The organism is Thermococcus sp., from assembly GCF_027066465.1.
Lineage (GTDB): Archaea > Methanobacteriota_B > Thermococci > Thermococcales > Thermococcaceae > Thermococcus.
The window spans coordinates 1-18248 of the sequence record NZ_JAMONU010000010.1 but is presented as its reverse complement, the minus strand read 5'-3'; the positions used below and the strand labels follow the sequence as shown (position 1 = coordinate 18248).

Genomic DNA, 18248 nt, shown 5'->3' with positions numbered 1-18248 from the left:
CGTTTTCAAGCTTTTTACACCGGTCAATTAGCTCATCGTAGGCATTGAGAGGCACTTTTTTAAAGGACAGCAACCCCAAGTTGGTGAGGTTAAGGTCCACCGCGTAGAGAAGGCCATCTTTTCTGGAACACGTTAGTCCCTCGCAGTTTATCGTGTAGTTGCCGTAAACCAGAACGGTAGCGGTATTGTTCGGCCAGATGCAGAGGGTCGCTACGCTCCATTGCCGGCTCGGGTGATAGCTTTGAGCGTAGTCTAGGGCCTTTTCGGTGATGTTGTCCTGAAACCTGAGTCCGGGATAAAAATACTCGTTCGGTTTGTTGTTATGCACTGTACCTCGATAACCTATCACGATAACGGCCATTATGAGAAGCACTGTTATGGTTACCTTCCAGTTTCTCATGCCGTTTCCTCCGGAGTTATCTGATAGGTTACTACTTGATTTGAGCATAAAAACTTTCCTGTTCTGGAGAAAGTGATAAAGCAACCCTTATAATTTGTTCTCAGGAACTCAATAACGCCCGACGAGTACGGGGTTGCGATGACGTCGGGACCCCCAGGGGGGCGACAGCCCCTACTGCCCCCCTTTACAGCCCTTGCTTGCGCAAGCGCTGGCGGAATGTATTGTGCTAATTCTAAGTGTTCATTGTGAAAATGGAGTTTCTTTTTCATGGCTCTCTATATGAGTGTTTCTCTCTTTGAAGGCGCCCAAAGGGCGCCGATGGTAAGTTGAAACTATCTTAAGGAGTTTTGTTGTAGTGTTAAACCCTTTATGGACTTGCTCTTTTGTTAGTGCACGATTGACTTCTTGCTCTTTGGTGAGAAGGGCGCTCCTTTCGCCAGCCTTTCTTAAAGGCTGAACGCGAAGTTTGACTAAGGTTTGTGATTCCCTTCTGGGGAGTAGTTTTTGAGTGGATTTCTTTTTGAGTTGCTCTTTTGATGAAATGAATTCCTTTGAAAGCGCCTTTTACAGGGGTTCACCTCTTTAGCGCTCCTTCTGACCGCGGTTTAAGTAGAACCCGCGCGGAAAGTCTGAGTCAAGTGAATTCGGGCCTCTACCGACTAGCTTGGTTTTGAAATCCTATTACGCAGGAGCTTTGAAGCAGAATCACAAACTTTTGGTGAAGCTTTTTCCAAAAGCTTCAGCGCTGGCGGAAGATTAAGTGTATTTTTTTCTATAAGTTGCAAGTTTTAGTGGGGTTTTCTGCTAAATCTGCTCAACTTTTGGTGTTTCACCCAGAAGGCGTCCTTCGGACGCAGATAAAAAATGTGAAACCGTGTAAAAAAGCTTTTTGAGACGATTAAACCCTCTTTAAAGTTGTTTTTGGGTAGTGCACTACTGACTTTTTGCTCGTTTTTCGCCAGCCTTTCTTAAAGGTTGAACGCAAAGTTTGACAAGGTTTGTAGCTCTTTTTAGAGGTTAAATTTCAAGTGATTTCCTATCAATTGGTCATTTTGAGTTGGAGAACATCATCAAGTTGCTCCTTTATTATGGGTTTACCTTTAAATCAACGCCCGAAGGGCGTCAAAAGAGAGTAAATCCTCTTGTGTGGGTTGTTTTAGTCGGTTCTCCTTTGGGAATGCGCGATTTTATAAGCAAACCCATCATTTGAGCCATTGTGGTGAGGAGCTACAAGTTTTTGGTCAAGCTTTTTCTAAAAGCTTGTTTGATGAAACTTTGCGCAGGCAAAGTTTCTGAGGTAAGGTTTATAAGAAGACTTTCAAAGCACGACCGAGGCGAGCGGTGTGGAGCGCGAGGTAACCGATGAGAAGCTCCAGAAGTATTTTAGAATCACTGAAGAGGCCCTCAAACGACTTGAGATAGCCGTCCACGAGAAGAGCCTTCTCCACGCGGTCGCAATGGACTTCCTAACGATGGCAAAGAGCTATTTTGAGGACGCCAAGTACTACTACGAGAAGGGCGACTACGTCACCGCCTTTGCAGCTCTGAACTACGCGCACGGCTTCATAGATGCCGGCGTGAGGCTCGGCGTGTTTAGGGGTGAAGACGACAGGCTTTTCGCATTCGGGTGAGGTGAGCGAGATGGGGGACTATCTGGTGGTTCTCGAGGCGCCTATCATCGTGAGGGATGTTGAGACGAGCGAGGACGCGATAAACGTGGCGGTGAGCAAGGTAACGAAGGCACTCAACAGGGAGAAGCTCGACTTCGTAAGGGTGGAGCTCGGCTACTCCCAGTGTCCCGTCTGCGGGGCGCACTTCGAGAGCGCCTTCGTAATCGGAAACGTTGGTCTCGTCGGCATGTACCTGACTCTCAAGGTCTACAACGCCCAGACGATAGAGCACGCCGAAAGGATAGCCAAGGCCGTTGTTGGTAAGGCTCTCAAGAAGGTTCCCCTCAAGGTCTACGAGATAAGGGAGCTTGAAGAGGACGACGGTTTCGTTGAGGCCGAGCTTTGACGGTTAATTTTTTAAACACCCTCCAATCAAAGCCCCACATAACCTTTGGAGGTTTTGCCATGACGAAGTTCATCTTTGTTACGGGTGGTGTTGTTAGCGGTCTCGGGAAAGGAATCACCAGCGCTTCTCTCGGCATGCTCATGAAGGCAAGGGGCTTCAGAACGACGAACATCAAGATTGACCCCTACCTCAACTACGACGCGGGAACGATGAACCCCTACCAGCACGGCGAGGTCTTCGTCCTCGACGACGGCGGTGAGGTTGACCTCGACCTCGGAAACTACGAGCGCTTTCTCGACACGAGTCTAAGCTTCGACCACAACATAACCACCGGAAAAGTCTACTCGGCCGTCATCGAGAAGGAGCGTAAGGGCGAATACCTCGGCGCGACGGTTCAGGTTATTCCGCACATCACAAACGAGATAAAGGAGCGCATAAGGAGAATCGCGAGGGACTACGACGTCGTTATCGTCGAAATCGGCGGAACCGTTGGAGACATTGAGGGAATGCCCTTCCTTGAAGCCGCGAGACAGATGCAACTTGAGGAGGGGAGGGAGAACGTCGCCTTCGTCCACGTTACGTATGTCCCCAAGCTCAAGGTGGTTGGCGAGCAGAAGACCAAACCGACCCAGCACAGCGTCAAGGAGCTTCGCTCCCTTGGAATCCAGCCAGATGCCATAGTTGCCCGCTCCGAAGACCCCCTCGAGGAGAGCGCGAGGAGGAAGATAAGCCTCTTCACCAACGTTCCAGAGGAGGCCGTCGTCAGCGCCTACGACGTTGAGGACACCTACGAGGTTCCGCTGATGCTCGAAAGGGAGGGACTCGCGAGGTACCTCGTGAAGAGGCTCGGCCTTCCTGAGAGGGAGCCCGACCTCGACGAGTGGCGGGAGATGGTGGAGAGGTACAAGAACCTTACGGAAGAGGTCGAGATAGCCGTTGTCGGAAAGTACGTCAAACTCGTGGATTCCTACCTGAGTATAAAAGAAGCCCTCAAGCACTCGAGCGTCGCCAACGACGTCAAGGTTAAGATAAGATGGATTGAAGCAGAAGACGTCGAGAAAAAAGGAACGAAGCTCCTTGAGGGCGTTGATGGTATAATCGTCCCCGGAGGCTTCGGAGCGCGCGGGAGCGAGGGCAAGATGATGGCGATACGCTACGCGAGGGAGAACGACATCCCGTTCCTCGGAATCTGCTTTGGCTTCCAGCTGACGGTTGTTGAGTTCGCCCGCAACGTCCTTGGACTTAAGGGGGCGCACTCAACGGAGATAGACCCGCAGACGCCTTATCCGGTCGTTGACCTGATGCCGGAGCAGAGGGATTTGGACAGGCTCGGCGGTACGATGAGGCTCGGCGCTTACCCGGTTCACATAAAGCCGAACACCCTAGCGAAGAGGCTCTACGGCAGGGAGATAGTCTACGAGAGGCACAGGCACCGTTGGGAGGTCAACCCGGACTACATTGAAATGTTCGAGAGCGCTGGCCTCGTCTTCAGCGGAATAGCGGGCGACGACGAGAGGAGGATGGAGATACTTGAGTTGCCGGAGCACAGCTACTTCATAGCGACCCAGTTCCACCCGGAGTTCAAGTCGAGGCCCATGAACCCGGCGCCTGTATTCAGGGGACTCGTCGAGGCCGCGAAAAAGAAGAGGTATCAGTAAAGGAACTCCTCTTTTCTTCCCTTAATTCCCTTGAAGTCCCTGTAGAGGAGAACGCCACTTGCCCACAGGAAGCACACGAGAAAGGCGTTGAATGGGGCCTCCACAAGGGCCAGCACGAGGGGATTTGCGCTGAGTGCAATGGATACAGCGACGAATGGGGCGGTTAATATGCCAACGCCTATGCCGAGGAGGAGTATGAGAATTCCGTAGCCAAAACTGCTCGCCAAATTCTCGAGCGTTAACTTCAAGGCCTCGATGAAGGCACTTACTTTCTCCGTTTCAACGTACGCGGGAATCACGAGGGCAAAAAACGTCAGCACCAGCGGAAACACGAGGAAGAACAGCAGAATCCCCAGAAAGATTACACCCAAGCTGAGGGTCACCACCCCGAAGAGAAGAACGGCGACGGGAACTACAATGAAAACTAAAGTCACCACGTAGGCGAGGAGGTTGATGAGTATCACCGCGGGCACCTTTACGAGTGCGGAAACAAAAAGCTGAGACATCGAATACTCCTTATCTTCTAAGGACAGGAAGTAGGCCTTAACCGAGCTGTATTGAACAAAGGACAGGAGAACGATTGTAATGAGCAACTTCAGGAGGACAAACCGCACATCGTGCGTGAGAAATGTTTCCGGTCTGGCCCCGTACTGCTCAAAAATGACGTTTGAAGAGATGTTCTCATGGATGGGAACCTGATTAGAACTCCTGAAGAGGAAAGTGTTGAGGGCGTTCAGAAATAGTGTTACACCCAAGACGAGAAAGTAAATCCTCTTGTTGTCTCCAACGAGCGAAAACGCCTTTGAGAATGCATCAAGTGCTCCCATGAGAACCACCGTTATTAGTAATAAGGGAATGATTTAAAAGCGTTCCCCCTAAGAAAAGCTTATAAATAAACTCCCGAAAGTGGCGATGGGTTCATCAGGCTAATCGAGGTGAGATAAATGGCAATCTGGCAGGGAAGGTCACTCAAGAAGCCCTCGGGTGGAAGGATTGTCCTCGCGAGGAAGAAGAGGAAGAGGGAGCTTGGAAGAGAACCGGCCAATACAAGGGTTGCAGAGGAGAGGGAGAAGAGGAAGATAATCAGAACCTACGGCGGCAACAGGAAGGTTCGCCTCGTCGAGGCACTCTACGCGAACGTCTTCGAGGGTGGAAAGGGCAGGAAGGTCAAAATCCTCGGAGTCGTTGAAAACCCCGCCAACAGGCAGTACGCAAGGAGAAACATCATCACCAAGGGGGCAATAATCGAGACCGAGATTGGGAAGGCCGTCGTCACCAGCAGGCCCGGTCAGGATGGAGTTGTAAACGCTGTTCTCCTTAAGGAGGAGAACGCCTGAACCCTTTTCTAATTTGCCTTTGACTGATTCTGATTTTCAAAATTGGAAAAGAGCCGTCAGGATGAACGGGATTAAACCTCTTCCCTGAACTTCGAAAGTTCTTTTTCCATAATTTTCTTCGCCAGCTCCCTAGCTTTCGGCTCGACAATCGCTATTATTCTCCTCTTGAGCTCATCAAGCCCCTCACCCGTCAGGGCGGAAATCTTAACGGGCTCAAGTCCTTTTGCTTTGACGAACTCCTCGACGGCCTTAGTTTTCTCCTCGTCCGCTATGTCAACCTTGTTTATCGCGACTATAAACGGGAACTCCCCGAACTCGCTCAGTATCTCCTCGAAGAGGTGCATCTGCTCCTCGATTGGAAAGCCGCAGTACTCGCTCGGGTCGAAGATGTAGACGATAACATCCCCGAGATGCTTCAAAGCGAGTATCGCCTGCTTCTCAACTTCGTTCCTCTCGCTGAGAGGTCTGTCGAGCAGACCGGGCGTGTCTATGACTTGGTAGCGGAGGTAGTGCTTCTCAAACTGGCCGACGTTTATTCCCTTCGTCGTGAAGGGGTAGCTCGCAACTTCCGGCTTCGCGTTGGTCAAAGCCCTCAAAAGCGTGCTCTTGCCCACGTTCGGATGGCCGGCTATGACGACCGTTGGTAGCTCCAAATCGACGACGGGCAACTCCTTGAGAACGTTTCTTGCCTGATTCAGATAGCGCAAATCGTCGTCAATCTCGTGGAGTATGTCCGCAACTCGGCCGTAGAAAGCCCTCCTGAGCTTGGCTATCTCCTTCGGGTCCCTCTCAAAGCGTATCTTCTCCACGTAGCGTTGCTCAAGAGTCCTGATGGTCTTTACCGCCCAGCTGACCCTCGCCAGCGAGCGGTGGAACTGGTCCCTATCGACGAGCGTGTCAACTAACTCCTGATAGAACTTCGGGAGCGTCGAGACACCGGGCGTTCTGTCGAGTATCTTCCGGAGGTTGTCGCGAACGACGTTCGAAACCGTTCTAACTCTAAGCTCTTCCCTCTGCCTCGCCTTCGCGACCTTCCCGCCGGGGGGGTTGTAAGCAGAGGCCGCTTTCTCGGCCCTTCTAAAGGCTTTATCGATTAGCTCGTCAGCGGTAAGAACCGTCGGCATCTTCTCAAACGGATTCTTCATTCTCACCCCTCCCTCAATCTCGCGGAGAAAAGGTTGGGGAGGGGCCTTAAAAAGGTATTCAATCGAGCGAGCGGTAGATGATTACCCCAACGAGGGAAGCCAGCGCAATCAGGAAGAGCAGTACAAGGCTCATTATCCTGCCCACGGAGGAGGCGTCGCTAAAGCCCGCTATCACCATCAGGAAAAACACCGCAACGATGAGGAGACCGAGCTTTTCAAAGAGTCCTTCATACCGATTGAGTTTGTCAATTATGGCACCAAGCCCCATATCTCCACCCTCCTTTAGTATGCTCTAAAAACCAAAATGGTGCGAAAATATAAAAACGTATCGCTAAAGCTCGATGGTCTTGCCCACGTGGATTGGTTCGACCCGCTTCCCGAGCCGACAGCGGAGGTATGCAAAGCTCTCAAGCCCCGTGCAGTGGCCCGCGTAGAGTCTGGCTTTGACGTTTTTGACAACGTCTTCAAGAAGTTCTCCCTTCGCGCCAATCAGGTGCAGTCCTCCGATTAGGGCCTTTACGGGCTTCCCGCTGACCTTCTCGGCGTGCCTGACGATGTTGATGACCCCGGAATGTCCGCAACCGGTGATTACGGCCGTTGAATCGCCGAGGTCGAGGATGAGCGCCATGTCGTCCCTGACCGGGTCCTTCGTCCCATCCGGGAGGTATCCCACTGCCCTGTCCCAGGTAAATCTTTCAATCTCGCCGGAGCTTGTAAAGCCTTCCACGAACTCAAAAGGCTCCTTTCTCAGAACGAACTCGGCGCCGAACTCCTCAAGCTCCTCCCGTGTGAAGGGAATCCCTATCTCCCTTCTCCTCGGCTTCAGCGCAATCCTCCTCTGGAATATTCCCGGGTGAGCGATTACTTTTAAAGGCTTCGAGCGGGCTTTGAGAAGCGCCTTCAGGCCACCGGTGTGGTCGTAGTGGCCGTGCGTTATGAACAGGTAGTCTATTGAATCCGGCTCGATGCCCAGGGCCTCCATGTTGCTGAGGAGAACCTTTCCATCCGTTCCGGTATCGACGAGCACCCTCCTTCCGTTCCCCTCAACGAGGGCCGAAAAGCCGTGTCCTCCGAGGAGACCCTTTTTAAAGCCAGAATGGTTTTCATAGAGTATCGTAACTCTCATGTTCCCCACCGCGAAAAGTTTATGTTCAAGCGTTTAAAAATTGACTGTGGGATGGGAATGGACTCACTTTCCTCGGCTGTGTTGACGGGAATAATCACCGCACTGGCTTCATGGCTTCCGTTGAACCCAGAGGGGAGTCTCTTTTCGCCCCTCGTAAACCAAACGGAGTTCCTCGTTCCGGCTTACCTTGGAATAACCTTTGCAGTTCTCTTTAGATACCGGGAGAGGTTTTCGGAAATGTTGATAAAAGCGATGAAGGGAATTTACGACCCTGAACTTAAATTCATTGTCTTCGCAGCGGTTTTTACCGTCACGGTGGGCTACCCCCTTGAGAGGTTCTCCTGCGCGGTCTCGGATTTCAGCTCCCTGATAATAAACGCTGGAATCGGGGTGTTTTTGATTTTAATGGCACTTTTGTGGCCGAAGCTGGCCATTTTAAAGAGGATAGACGAAAAGCTACCCGAACAGCCCAGCATTCTCGACGCCCTCTCGGGGGGTATACTCCAGGGACTTTCAGTCCTCGGAACCCTGGCGAGAACAGGCTTTGTAACGGCGGGACTCGTCGTCCCCGGGCACAGCGTGAAGAAGAGCCTTGAGTGGGGTTTTATGGTTGCCCCGGCGTATTTCGTCTTCAAACTAGCCATGATTAGAACCTGGAAGCCAGACGGACCCGCCTGGGTTCCATTTACGGCGTTCCTGCTGGCCTTTGTTGTAAGCCTGCTGACGATGAGAGTTCTCGAAACCCTCGCCGAAAGGAACGATAGGAAGTTCCTGGCAATCTTTGGGTTGATTCCCATCCTCGCCCTAATCTTGGAGGTGATAGCGTGAAGGCTGTTGTGCTCGCCGCCGGAAAGGGTGAGAGGCTGAAACCGCTCACCGACGACAGGCCGAAGGTAATCCTCAAGGTTGCCAACAGGCCGATTATAGAATACGTTCTGGAGAACCTGTACCCCTTCGTGGACGAGTTCGTGGTAGTGGTCCGCTACAAGAAGGAAAAGATAATGGAGACGCTTGGGGACGAGTTTGGCGGCAAGCCGATAACCTACGTTGAGCAGCTTCCCGGCGAGGGAACCGCAAAGGCAATCGAGAGCGCCAGGGAGAGCGTTGAGGAGGAGTTCATCGTCGCCAACGGCGATATCTACTTTGAGGAGGACGCCGTCAGGGAACTTGTCTCGGCCTTCAGAAGGGAGAGGGCAGATGTGGCAATCGTTGTCAAGCACTTCGAGGATTTAAGCCACTTCGGAAAGGTAGACGTGCACGGAAACCGCGTAGTTTCAATCCTCGAAAAGCCCGGCAAAGTCCCCGGCTATGCCAATCTCGGCATCTACGCCTTCCGTTCAAGCGTTTTTGAGTTCATAGCAAAGACCGGCCTGAGTGAGCGCGGTGAGTATGAGATAACCGACACGATAAACCTGATGATTGAGGCAGGCTTAAAGGTTATAGCGGTTCCCTACGAAGGCTACTGGAACGACATTGGAATGCCCTGGAACCTGCTGGAACTCAACGAGTACCTCCTCAAGAGCAAGCTCAAACATGAGATAAGGGGAACCGTTGAAGAGGGGGCTGTGATAGTTCCTCCCGTTGAAATCGGAGAGGGAACCGTCGTCAGGAGCGGGGCTTATATAATCGGCCCAGTAAAGATTGGCAGGAAATCGAGGATAGGGCCCAACTGCTTCATAAGGCCGTACACAAGCATAGGCAACAACTGCCACATAGGGAACGCCGTCGAGGTCAAGAACTCCATAATAATGGACAACAGCAACGCCCCCCATCTCAACTACGTCGGCGACTCGATAATCGGCGAGAACACAAACCTCGGAGCGGGAACGATAACGGCCAACCTGAGGCACGACAGGGGAAACATCAAGGTCGAGGTTAAGGGCAAGCTTGAAGACAGCGGCAGACACAAGCTCGGGGCGATAATCGGGCACAACGTGAAGGTCGGCATCAACGTCAGCATCTACCCCGGAAGGAAAATCGGAAGCAATTCGTTCATAGGACCGGGGGCGATTATAGACAAGAACGTTCCTCCAAACAGCCTCGTCATCGTAAAGCAGGAGAAAGAGGTGCGTGGACTTTGAGCATCGTCTACGCCCTCAACCTCGTCTCACGGTGGGTTCTCTTTGGAGTTGCGCTCCACAAAGCGTACCGGGAAAGAAACCGCGGGTGGATTTACATAGCCGTCTCCTTCTTCCTCGCCGCGATGGACCCCGAGAGGTTCCTGCTTGCCCCCCTCGGATTCCACCTCAACCCGGGGGTAGCCTTTGCACTCGACATGGTCAACACACTCTTCCAAGGGGTTCTTATGATAATAGCGGCCGAATACATCAAGGAAGAACCCAGCATGGCCAAGATGACGTTCCCCCTTGCCATCGGCGTTCTCGGATACTTCTGGATTATCGTTACCAACGTGGGTGAGCTGTCGCTCGGCTTTACCACGAAGACGCTCCTCCCAGTAATCGTGTACGCGGCCGGCTACCTGTACCTTGGAATAATCATACTGAAGTACTCCCTCACAAAAGGGTTCATACCCAAGCTGTTCCCGATTGGGATGATTCTTCTGGGAATGCTGAACGCGACATACCCGTACACGGCCACCCTCAAATGGTTCCTGCCCTGGGGCTTCACCCTCGGCACTGTCTTCAGGGTTATGATGGCGATAGGCGCCCTCGGCGTTGTCCTGTGGCCGAGAATTCAGCTACCACCCGTGAGGAAGGCCGTTGCAGAGTCTGGGACGGTTGTTTACACCGACCATGAAGCGGCGAAGGATATGCTTAAATCCCTCGGCGAAGAGGGAATAGTTGCCATAACCAGAAGCGAGCTGAACTTTTTGAAGTCTGTGTTAAGCCCGAACTCGATGGTGTTCTGGATAACGCGGGTTCAGGAGGGAGAAATCGAGAAATCCCCCCTCGTCTATGCGATAAGCCCCACAAAGCTCGGTATTCTCCTAGACCTCGTTTCGAAGGCCCTTTCATCAGGGTACAGGACGGTTTATCTAGACGCCTTCGAGTACCTAATACTTGAAAACGGCTTTACGCCTGCACTCAGGTTCCTCCTCGACCTGAAGGACAGGGTTCTGATACACGGTGGAGAACTCGTCCTAACCTTGGACCCCAACACCCTCGACGAGAACCAGCTTAAAATTTTAGAAAGGGAGTTTGGAGAGTTCAAAGGCCCAGCTTCTCAAGGAAGCGCTTAGCGTAGCGCGTGTCCTTCTCCAGCTCGGCCTTCTGAAGCAACTGCCTTTCGATGGCCCTCAACGCGTCGTGAACGGCCTGAATGGCCCCCCAAGTCTCGCCGGTAGCCACAAAAACTCCCCTGTCGGTAACGACACGCATCCTGGCTTGGTATAGGTGGACTCCCCTGAACTTCTCGGGGAAGCGCCTTATGTGGAGGTATATTATGCCCTCCTGACCGAGTAAATCCTCGTAGCCCTCTACAAAGCGCTTGATGTCCTCAATGATTCTCTCCCTTGTGAAGTCGCTGAGCAGTGAGGCGTCTCCGCCAAGCTGGAGGTAAAACTTCGCCTCCTTTTCGGTCATCTTTGAAATCGGCAGGAGCAGGTCCTTGACCGTGAGGATTCCAACGACCTTGTTGTCCTCGTTGACGACGACGAGGCCATCTATATCGTTGTCCCTCATCGTAGCGACCGCTTCCCTGATCTTAGCGTCCGGGAGAACGGTTATCACACCTCTAATCATGACGTCGCGGAGGGGCATGCTGAAGGGAGGTATCTTCTCACCGGCCAGCTCACCGGCTTTTGCCCTGAAGCGGGGTTTGATGAAGCGGAGTATAAGGTCGTGGAGCGTTACAAGACCCTCAAGCCTGCCCTCCTCGTCGACTATCGGGATTCTCGATATGGCGTGGTCGCGCATCGTCGCGAGGGCCTTGGCGACGGTATCGTCGGGCTTAAGGGTTATGACGTCCTTGGTCATGAACTCCTCAACCTTCTTCTTGCCGAAGTCTGTCTCAGCCACCCTCTCAAGGACGGCTATATCGTTTATAACGCCGATGATTTCAGCCTTGCTCTCCCCAACGGGGAGCGAGCGGAGGTCAACCTCCATCATGAGCTTAGCGGCCTTGCTAAGGTCCTCGTCAGGCTTTATGACCGGGGCGGGTTTGTAAACGTCCCTAACCTTGGCCCTCGTCGGGTCCCACTTGAGGTGGGAGCGGATAATAAGGTCTTGGGTCAGAACACCCTTATACAGGTTACCATCAAACACGAGAATTAGGTCGGGGTCTTCCTTTTCGAATATACCAATCGCCTCAGAAAGCGGGGCATCGATGTCTATCTTCTGGAACCTGTCGGTCATTACCTCCTGCACCTGAATTCCGACCATTTCTGCCACCTCCTCCAGTTATATCTTGGTTTTCGGGAGATTTAAACCTTTGCAACCGCTCGAATTTTAGTTAATTTTAGTTAATAAATTTTTCGCGGAAAGATTTATAAAAGGGCCCGAAGAACCAAAAACCGCGCCGGGGTAGCCTAGCCTGGGAAGGCGCGGGACTCGAGATCCCGTGGGCGTCCGCCCGCCAGGGTTCAAATCCCTGCCCCGGCGCCAACCAAACTTTGCGCAGGCAAAGTTTGACCAAAGTTGGCATCTCCACCTTAAAGTTGCCGAGCCCGTTGAGGGGGTTCCTACTCAAATTTCTACCCCTCTATCGTTTTCAACCATCAAAACGTCCTTCGGACGTTGAGAAATAGAAAACATGACTCAATTCCACGTGTTTGAAAGAACCCGCAACCTAACGCCAGGTTAGAAAAAGAGATGCGGACTTCTCCGTCCCTTGAGGAGATTCACTCCTCCTTTAACTTCTCCCAAAAACTTCCCATAGAAGCGCGGGACTCGAGATGTTGTAGTTATTCTGAAACAACAAAAGAGAAGGGAGTTCACGTCGTTACGTAGGCACCGTCCTTCTCAACGATGACGGTATGCTCAAACTGGGTTACTGCACCTCCCCTGACCTCGCGCAGTATGGGGTAGCTGTATATCGCACCGGCCTTGTCAAGCTGGGCCAGCGCCATCTTGAGCTGTCCCTCCGGCAGGAACCCCTGAAGCCAGCGGTATGCAAAGGGCAGGGTTTTGTACTCGCGCTTGATGTGCATGAGCAGCCTTCTCGCCTGGAGCATTCTGACGGGCCTATCGCGAACGTACATAAAAATCAGCGCCGGGGGAACCTCAATTACCTGACCCGCGCCAGTGGTAGCAAATGGTTCTATCGCAAAAACGTCCCCCTCCTTGAGAACGTAGGTGTCCGCCTGCCTGTAGACGTTGGGTATGCTCACCCCCGCATGGAGCTTGTACCTCTCTATCTTGTGCCCGCTGAGGTTCACTATGGGGTTGAACCCCTTACCGCGTATCGTCTCCTCGATGGCCTTGGCAACGTCCCTGACCATAACCCCGGCCCTAACGGTCGCTATCGCGTTCTCGAGAGCTTCCCTCGCCGCTTCCATCAGCTCGTCCTCCTCCATGCCGATACGGAAGGTGAGGGCCGTGTCGGCTATGTAGCCGTCAACGTGGACACCGAGGTCGAGCTTCAGATAGTCGCCTTCCTTCAGAACCGTCTCATCGCCTTTGTACGGGGTGTAGTGTGCCGCCACCTCGTTGAGCGAGAGGTTGCAGGGAAAAGCCGGCTTACCGCCCAGTTCAACTATCCTTTTCTCAACGAACTCCGCTATGTCAAGCAGCTTTGCCCCGGGCTTTATCATGCCCTTTACCTCTTCCTTGACCTTCCTCGCGATTTCACCTGCCTTTATGAGTGCATCAACTTCCTCCACTTTCACCACCGTTGTTCCTATGTTAGGCTACCCTTAAACCTTACGAAGGACGAAAAACCTTTTATTGAAGCCCGCCCCTATGCCTACGGACGGTGAGGGAATGCTCGAGTTCGGCAGACGAATCAACGTTTCAGCAGACCTCTTCGTCGTCAGAAACCTGATAGGACCGATACTTCAGGGTGTCGGACTGGCCTACTTCTTTCCGGTTCTCCTCGTGTGGTTCTACCCTAAGGAGGTACAGTACGCCATATACTTCGCCGCCCCGGGTGCCTTCTGCATACTCCTCGGTGCATGGCTGGGAAGGCACTCCAGCAAGATAGAAGACGTAAACCTGAGGCAGGCCATGATTGCGGCGGCCTTTACATGGCTCTTCGCGTCCTTCGTGAGCGTTGTTCCGTTCATGAAAATCGCCCACATGTCGTTTGTGGACTCATACTTTGAGAGCATGAGCGCGTGGACGGGGACTGGACTTACGATGATGAGCCACCTCTCGAGCTATCCTAAGATGCTGCTCTTCTGGCGTGCCTGGATGCAGTGGCTTGGGGGTATTGGAATAGTTCTCGTCGCCCTCTCGATACTCATCAGACCGGGGGTCGCGGCGGCCAGGCTTTACAGGGCCGAAGCCAGGAGCGAGAGAATCCTTCCCAACCTCGTCAACACCTCCAAGGTTATATTCGAGATATACCTCGGACTCACGCTCGTCGGCGTATACCTCTACTACATCAACGGCATGAACCTCTTTGACGCGCTGACCCACGCAATGACCGGCCTTGGAACCGGTGGTATGAGCACACACGACCAGAGCATAGGCTACTTCCACAGCACAGCAATAAACGCCGTCACGATATTCCTGATGATAATGGGTGCCGTCAACTTCACCGTTCACTACAAGGTGTTCAAAAGCAAGTCCCTCAAGCCCTTCTTTGAGGATATTCAGGTCAGGTACATGTTCGTGTTTCTCCTGCCCGCGGTAGCGCTGATTGCCTACAGCCTGTACCAGGTGGGGGACCCAATCGGCCAGGCCCTTCAGGGTGCCATATTCCATGCGGTCTCGGCCATAAGCTGTACGGGCTTCCAGATAACGAGCCTCTCCAATTATCCAGAGGTTGCCAAGTTCATACTCGCGATTCTCATGGTCATAGGCGGCGGAGCTGGAAGCACTGCCGGAGGAATAAAACTGATTAGAGTTACGCTCATGTACGAGAGCCTTAAGTGGACCATTGAGAGCGCGATACTCCCGAGGGGAGCCGTTATAAAGAGAAAGGTCGGCAACTACGTTTTCAGCGAGGAGGACATACAGGAGGTCATGAGCTTTACGATGACGTACCTTGCCTTCCTCCTCTTCGGAACGATTTACACGATGATAAGGGTCAAGGCCAGTCTGGCAAACGCCCTCTTTGAGGTTGCGTCGGCACAGGGAAACGTCGGTCTGAGCGTTGGAATAACGTCTCCCTCAATGCCCGTTGACCTGAAAATACTCTACATCCTGCTCATGTGGATTGGAAGGCTGGAGATATTCTCGACGCTGGTGTTCATAATCAGCGTTGCCTTCCTCCTTCCGAGGGTGGTCAGGAAATGAAGGTAATCGACGTCAGGAACGTCAGTTTCAGGTACAGAAACACAGAGGGCTACGCCCTGAGGAACGTTTCGTTCTCGGTTGAGAGAGGTGAGCTCGTGGGCATAATCGGACCGAGCGGCAGCGGGAAATCAACCCTCTGCCTGACCCTGAACGGCATAATACCCCAGTCAATAGCCGGGAGCTTTTCGGGTGAGGTTTTAATCAAGGACCCGAGGACCGGGGAAAGCATGAGCACCACCTCAACCCCAGTGTCCAAGCTTTCAACTGTGGTTGGTCTCGTCCTCCAGAACCCCGAAAGCCAGCTGTTCAACATGACCGTTGAGGATGAGGTAGCGTTCGCGCTTGAAAACATCGGTCTCCCGAGGGAAGAGATAGAGGAGCGCATAGAGTGGGCGCTTAAGGTAGTCGGACTTGAGGACAAACGGGAGGAGTTTCCCCCCAACCTGAGCGGCGGCGAGAAGCAGAGACTCGCCATAGCCTGCGTCCTCGCCATGAGAACTCCAGTTCTCGTTCTCGACGAACCAACAGCCGAACTTGACCCTAGGGGAAAGAGGGACGTGCTCGATGTGGTTAAGAAGCTGAAAGGGGAAGGCTTTACGGTTCTGATGAGCGAGCACGACTCCAGGTTTCTCTTTGAGAACGCGGACAGAATTATCGTTATGAAGGATGGCTCGGTTGCTTTCCAGGGAACTCCCAAAGAGGTCGCGGATAGGGTCGAGGAGCTTCTTGAGCTGGGTGTGAAAGTTCCGAAGTCGCTTTTAGTTGCAAAAAAACTCAACCTTCCGCCCGCGTTTACTCCGTCCGAGCTTCTGTCCCTTTTAAAAGCTCGACGAGACTGAGACCCTCCCCCATGACCTCATGGAGCACCTCGTTGAGCTTCATCATGAGTTCAAGCCTGGCATCGGGGTCATCAATCTTCTCGGCTTCCTCAATCGCCCGCTGGAGGTAGGCTAGGGCCTTCTCCCTGTTCCGGGTCATCTCAAAGGTTGCAATGTAGTAGAGGGCAACCGCCCTGTGAAAGGGGTTCTCTATGTGGTCCACAACTGACAGGGCTTTTTCCTCCTCACCCGCCCTGTAGAAGAGGTCCGCAAGATGGGAGAGAACAACGTCCAGGCCGGCCCGGTTTTTAACGGTTTTCATAACGTATGCGGCCTTTGGAAGAAGCCCCGAGTCTATGAGTTCGAAGAGTATATCCCTGAGAACGTCGGGGTGGTTTGAAGCAAGGTTTATGGCGCTTCTGAGTGCAAAATCACCGTCAAACTCATCACCCAGCAGGTAGAAAGCGACGGCCAAGTCGCCGAAGAGCATTGCCCTGGCGCGCTCGCTTGGAATGCCGTTGACGTGGGGGATTAAATCCTTGAGAAGGCCCAAGTATAGCCAGCGTCCAGTCTCTCCCGAACTCTTCGCGGCGCTGATGAGGTTCCTGAGGATTAGCCTGATTGCAACGAATGTGTTCTGCGGCCTCTCAAGCTCCTCAAGGAGCGCAATGGCACCTTCAACGTTTCCAGACTTAACCCTCTCCTCAATCTCCTCAAGAACCTCGAGGTCCGGCCTCTTCTGGCGTTTTTTGAGTTTGAAGAACTCTTCAAGCTTCCTCATCAGCTCCCTCCCTTCTCAAGGAGCAACTCGAGGTACGACTTCCTCTCAAACTTGGAAACACCAAGCTCAATCAGTATCTTCCTGAGCTTTTCGACGAGTTCTGGAACCTTTTCCCTGCTCTCCGTCATTGCTTCAATCTCGATGAACTTTCCGAGGCCTTCCACATCGTCGAGGGTTATCGTTATCCCCTTTTCAACGTAGAACTTCTCCCTGACCTTTTCCACTGTCATGACCTCCCGAAAGCCCAAGGCCTCGAGAATCATCGCATGTTTATCCGGGTCCTCGATTGGCACTTCTATTTCCTCCCTCGTCTTCGATACGCTGTCCATTTTGGGACCCTTGTACGTCAGGAAAGCCTCAAAGTGGCCGTTGAAACGGCGGATTCTAATCCTGAGGGCTTCATCGGTCTTTGAGAAGTCCCTGCAGGGATGCTGGTAGTAAGTGTCCTCGTGGTATTCCCTCCTCACGAACCTGTAGCGCTCCCTGACCCTCTCGAAGACCTCATCATCGGCGTATCCCTTAACCTCAACCTCAATCATCCCTCCACCTCCAGGTTTCTTCTGAGCTTTTCCTCACAGGAGGAGCAGTAGAAGGGTGTTTTGACGTCGGTGTCGTATATCGAGTTGGAGAAGTGCATCACGCACCTCACGTTGGGGCAGTGCTCCAGGCCGAAGACGTGGCCGAGTTCGTGCATCGCCTCCTTTACCGTCCTCTCCATGAGAAGTCCCTCGTCCGGTTTTTCTCCATAGAACTCGGGTTTAAGTCTGTGGATTGAAACAACGGCCGCTTTCAGCGACGGATTCGCGAGACCGAAGATGAAGTTCAGTCCCTCCTCGTAGAGGTCAAGCTCCGTCAGACCGAGAACAGCCCTCGCCTTAAGCCTTCTGCCCATCAGCGAGAGCGTTGGGAGGAAAATCCTACCGAGATACTGGTTCCTGTAGGGGTTGTAAGCGCTTAAAAACGGTCTGACCGGAATCACAGGACCCCGTTTAACCTTCACACCGAAGCGATAGTAGTAATCCCCAACGAAGTCAACGACCTCATTAACGAGCCACTCATCGATGTTGCCGATAGGAGAGACCAGTATCACGGGGCTTCCCCGGAGAATATAGGGGAGAAAAGAAATTAAACCTTTCGAGTTCAGGGCGTCAGGTCCATTGGCTTAAGCTCCTCGAGGAGGTGCTTGGCGAACTCTATGGTCTTGTCGATGTCCCTCAGGTCTGCCGTCTCAACCTGACTGTGCATGTACTTTATGGGTATGCTCAGAACTGCGGTTGCAACGCCCTCGCGGTTAATCTGCATTATGTTGGCGTCCGTGCCGGTGGGTCTTGGGGATGCCTCAACCTGAAGCTCAATGCCGTACTTCTTTGCCACCTCGTCGGCAAAGGCCCTCAGCTTAGGGTTGATGTTCGGCCCAACGTCCATGACCGGCCCGCCGCCGAGCTTTGGAACGATTTTGCCCTTGTCCCCGACCTGCTTGGCGAAGGTGACGTCCATCGCTATGCCTATCTCGGGGTCTATTGCGTAGCTCGCAACTTTAGCACCCCTGAGGCCAACCTCCTCCTGAACGCTCGCGACGAAGTAGATATCCGCTTCATGGTTCTCAAGG

The 18248-nt window shown here is 52.9% G+C and carries 20 protein-coding genes and 1 tRNA gene; 10 read left to right on the top strand and 11 right to left on the bottom strand.

Annotated features, from left to right (window positions below):
* Nucleotides 1–400: hypothetical protein (locus MVK46_RS00595; protein WP_297534463.1), on the bottom strand; the 400-nt coding region annotated here is incomplete at its 3' end.
* Nucleotides 401–1743: 1343 nt separating this feature from the next.
* Here MVK46_RS00595 and MVK46_RS00590 point away from each other — a divergent pair.
* Genes MVK46_RS00590 through pyrG form a run of 3 tightly spaced genes read left to right on the top strand, consistent with a single transcriptional unit; the run spans nt 1744 to nt 4074 of the window.
* Entirely contained in the window at nt 1744–2031 is a 288-nt protein-coding gene (locus MVK46_RS00590) for a DUF357 domain-containing protein (protein WP_297534461.1), read from the top strand.
* 10 nt (nt 2032–2041) lie between these two features.
* Nucleotides 2042–2416 carry a DUF555 domain-containing protein gene (locus tag MVK46_RS00585; protein WP_297534459.1) on the top strand — a complete coding sequence of 125 codons (375 nt, stop codon included), beginning with the start codon at nt 2042–2044 and terminating at the stop codon, nt 2414–2416.
* Between the two features lie 59 nt (nt 2417–2475).
* On the top strand, nt 2476–4074 hold the full coding sequence (pyrG, locus tag MVK46_RS00580; RefSeq protein ID WP_297534457.1) for a glutamine hydrolyzing CTP synthase: 1599 nt from the start codon (nt 2476–2478) through the stop codon (nt 4072–4074).
* Here the strand turns inward: pyrG and MVK46_RS00575 are convergent.
* Entirely contained in the window at nt 4068–4901 is an 834-nt protein-coding gene (locus tag MVK46_RS00575; protein ID WP_297534455.1) for a hypothetical protein, read from the bottom strand. The genes pyrG and MVK46_RS00575 overlap by 7 nt on opposite strands.
* Before the next feature lie 117 nt (nt 4902–5018).
* Between MVK46_RS00575 and MVK46_RS00570 the strand changes: the two genes are divergently transcribed.
* On the top strand, nt 5019–5411 hold the full coding sequence (locus MVK46_RS00570) for a 30S ribosomal protein S8e (protein WP_297534453.1): 393 nt from the start codon (nt 5019–5021) through the stop codon (nt 5409–5411).
* A gap of 71 nt (nt 5412–5482) precedes the next feature.
* Here the strand turns inward: MVK46_RS00570 and MVK46_RS00565 are convergent, their stop codons facing one another.
* The 3 genes from MVK46_RS00565 to MVK46_RS00555 form a co-directional block, all read right to left on the bottom strand.
* Nucleotides 5483–6556 (bottom strand): NOG1 family protein, encoded by a 1074-nt coding sequence (locus MVK46_RS00565; protein ID WP_297534452.1) that lies wholly within the window; start codon nt 6554–6556, stop codon nt 5483–5485.
* A 58-nt stretch (nt 6557–6614) separates the two neighbouring features.
* Complete coding sequence (locus MVK46_RS00560) at nt 6615–6824, bottom strand: hypothetical protein (protein WP_297534451.1); 210 nt, start codon at nt 6822–6824, stop codon at nt 6615–6617.
* Nucleotides 6825–6887: 63 nt separating this feature from the next.
* A complete protein-coding gene (locus tag MVK46_RS00555; RefSeq protein WP_297534449.1) occupies nt 6888–7682 on the bottom strand; it encodes an MBL fold metallo-hydrolase in 795 nt (264 codons plus the stop codon).
* Nucleotides 7683–7763: 81 nt separating this feature from the next.
* On the opposite strand from MVK46_RS00555, the gene MVK46_RS00550 reads away from it, so the two are divergent.
* Genes MVK46_RS00550 through MVK46_RS00540 form a run of 3 tightly spaced genes read left to right on the top strand, consistent with a single transcriptional unit; the run spans nt 7764 to nt 10881 of the window.
* The gene (locus MVK46_RS00550; RefSeq protein ID WP_297534448.1) at nt 7764–8510 is read left to right on the top strand and encodes an undecaprenyl-diphosphate phosphatase; all 747 of its coding nucleotides are present in this window, start codon (nt 7764–7766) and stop codon (nt 8508–8510) included.
* The gene (glmU, locus tag MVK46_RS00545) at nt 8507–9763 is read left to right on the top strand and encodes a bifunctional sugar-1-phosphate nucleotidylyltransferase/acetyltransferase (RefSeq protein WP_297534446.1); all 1257 of its coding nucleotides are present in this window, start codon (nt 8507–8509) and stop codon (nt 9761–9763) included. The genes MVK46_RS00550 and glmU overlap by 4 nt, the downstream gene beginning before the upstream one ends.
* Nucleotides 9760–10881 carry a DUF835 domain-containing protein gene (locus tag MVK46_RS00540; RefSeq protein WP_297534445.1) on the top strand — a complete coding sequence of 374 codons (1122 nt, stop codon included), beginning with the start codon at nt 9760–9762 and terminating at the stop codon, nt 10879–10881. The genes glmU and MVK46_RS00540 overlap by 4 nt, the downstream gene beginning before the upstream one ends.
* Here MVK46_RS00540 and MVK46_RS00535 read toward each other — a convergent pair.
* Complete coding sequence (locus MVK46_RS00535) at nt 10850–12022, bottom strand: CBS domain-containing protein (protein ID WP_297534444.1); 1173 nt, start codon at nt 12020–12022, stop codon at nt 10850–10852. The two genes, MVK46_RS00540 and MVK46_RS00535, sit on opposite strands and share 32 nt — an antisense overlap.
* A 135-nt stretch (nt 12023–12157) precedes the next feature.
* On the opposite strand from MVK46_RS00535, the gene MVK46_RS00530 reads away from it, so the two are divergent.
* Nucleotides 12158–12244 (top strand) — tRNA-Ser (locus MVK46_RS00530).
* 329 nt (nt 12245–12573) lie between these two features.
* Here the strand turns inward: MVK46_RS00530 and map are convergent.
* Nucleotides 12574–13461 (bottom strand): type II methionyl aminopeptidase, encoded by an 888-nt coding sequence (gene map, locus MVK46_RS00525; RefSeq protein WP_297534465.1) that lies wholly within the window; start codon nt 13459–13461, stop codon nt 12574–12576.
* Between the two features lie 100 nt (nt 13462–13561).
* On the opposite strand from map, the gene MVK46_RS00520 reads away from it, so the two are divergent.
* Entirely contained in the window at nt 13562–15040 is a 1479-nt protein-coding gene (locus MVK46_RS00520; RefSeq protein WP_297534443.1) for a TrkH family potassium uptake protein, read from the top strand.
* Entirely contained in the window at nt 15037–15879 is an 843-nt protein-coding gene (locus MVK46_RS00515) for an energy-coupling factor ABC transporter ATP-binding protein (RefSeq protein ID WP_297534442.1), read from the top strand. Before MVK46_RS00520 ends, MVK46_RS00515 begins: the two co-directional genes overlap by 4 nt.
* On the opposite strand, the gene MVK46_RS00510 is transcribed toward MVK46_RS00515, so the two are convergent.
* The 4 genes from MVK46_RS00510 to MVK46_RS00495 all read right to left on the bottom strand — a co-directional run.
* Nucleotides 15833–16639, bottom strand: a complete 807-nt coding sequence (locus MVK46_RS00510; RefSeq protein WP_297534441.1) for a hypothetical protein — start codon at nt 16637–16639, stop codon at nt 15833–15835. The two genes, MVK46_RS00515 and MVK46_RS00510, sit on opposite strands and share 47 nt — an antisense overlap.
* Nucleotides 16639–17178: a class IV adenylate cyclase gene (gene cyaB, locus MVK46_RS00505; protein WP_297534439.1), complete on the bottom strand. Its 540-nt coding sequence runs from the start codon at nt 17176–17178 to the stop codon at nt 16639–16641. The genes MVK46_RS00510 and cyaB overlap by 1 nt, the downstream gene beginning before the upstream one ends.
* Entirely contained in the window at nt 17175–17729 is a 555-nt protein-coding gene (locus tag MVK46_RS00500) for an archaemetzincin family Zn-dependent metalloprotease (protein WP_297534438.1), read from the bottom strand. Before MVK46_RS00500 ends, cyaB begins: the two co-directional genes overlap by 4 nt.
* Nucleotides 17730–17779: 50 nt before the next feature.
* Nucleotides 17780–18248: M20/M25/M40 family metallo-hydrolase (locus MVK46_RS00495; protein WP_297534437.1), on the bottom strand; the 469-nt coding region annotated here is incomplete at its 5' end.

What these genes read in the sequence shown, in the direction of transcription:
- MVK46_RS00585 (WP_297534459.1), top strand. Translation starts at nt 2,042, where the DNA reads ATGGGGGACTATCTGGTGGTTCTCGAGGCGCCTATCATCGTGAGGGAT.
- pyrG (WP_297534457.1), top strand. Translation starts at nt 2,476, where the DNA reads ATGACGAAGTTCATCTTTGTTACGGGTGGTGTTGTTAGCGGTCTCGGG.
- MVK46_RS00575 (WP_297534455.1), bottom strand. Translation starts at nt 4,901, where the DNA reads ATGGGAGCACTTGATGCATTCTCAAAGGCGTTTTCGCTCGTTGGAGAC.
- MVK46_RS00570 (WP_297534453.1), top strand. Translation starts at nt 5,019, where the DNA reads ATGGCAATCTGGCAGGGAAGGTCACTCAAGAAGCCCTCGGGTGGAAGG.
- MVK46_RS00565 (WP_297534452.1), bottom strand. Translation starts at nt 6,556, where the DNA reads ATGAAGAATCCGTTTGAGAAGATGCCGACGGTTCTTACCGCTGACGAG.
- MVK46_RS00560 (WP_297534451.1), bottom strand. Translation starts at nt 6,824, where the DNA reads ATGGGGCTTGGTGCCATAATTGACAAACTCAATCGGTATGAAGGACTC.
- MVK46_RS00555 (WP_297534449.1), bottom strand. Translation starts at nt 7,682, where the DNA reads ATGAGAGTTACGATACTCTATGAAAACCATTCTGGCTTTAAAAAGGGT.
- MVK46_RS00535 (WP_297534444.1), bottom strand. Translation starts at nt 12,022, where the DNA reads ATGGTCGGAATTCAGGTGCAGGAGGTAATGACCGACAGGTTCCAGAAG.
- MVK46_RS00520 (WP_297534443.1), top strand. Translation starts at nt 13,562, where the DNA reads ATGCTCGAGTTCGGCAGACGAATCAACGTTTCAGCAGACCTCTTCGTC.
- MVK46_RS00515 (WP_297534442.1), top strand. Translation starts at nt 15,037, where the DNA reads ATGAAGGTAATCGACGTCAGGAACGTCAGTTTCAGGTACAGAAACACA.
- MVK46_RS00510 (WP_297534441.1), bottom strand. Translation starts at nt 16,639, where the DNA reads ATGAGGAAGCTTGAAGAGTTCTTCAAACTCAAAAAACGCCAGAAGAGG.
- cyaB (WP_297534439.1), bottom strand. Translation starts at nt 17,178, where the DNA reads ATGATTGAGGTTGAGGTTAAGGGATACGCCGATGATGAGGTCTTCGAG.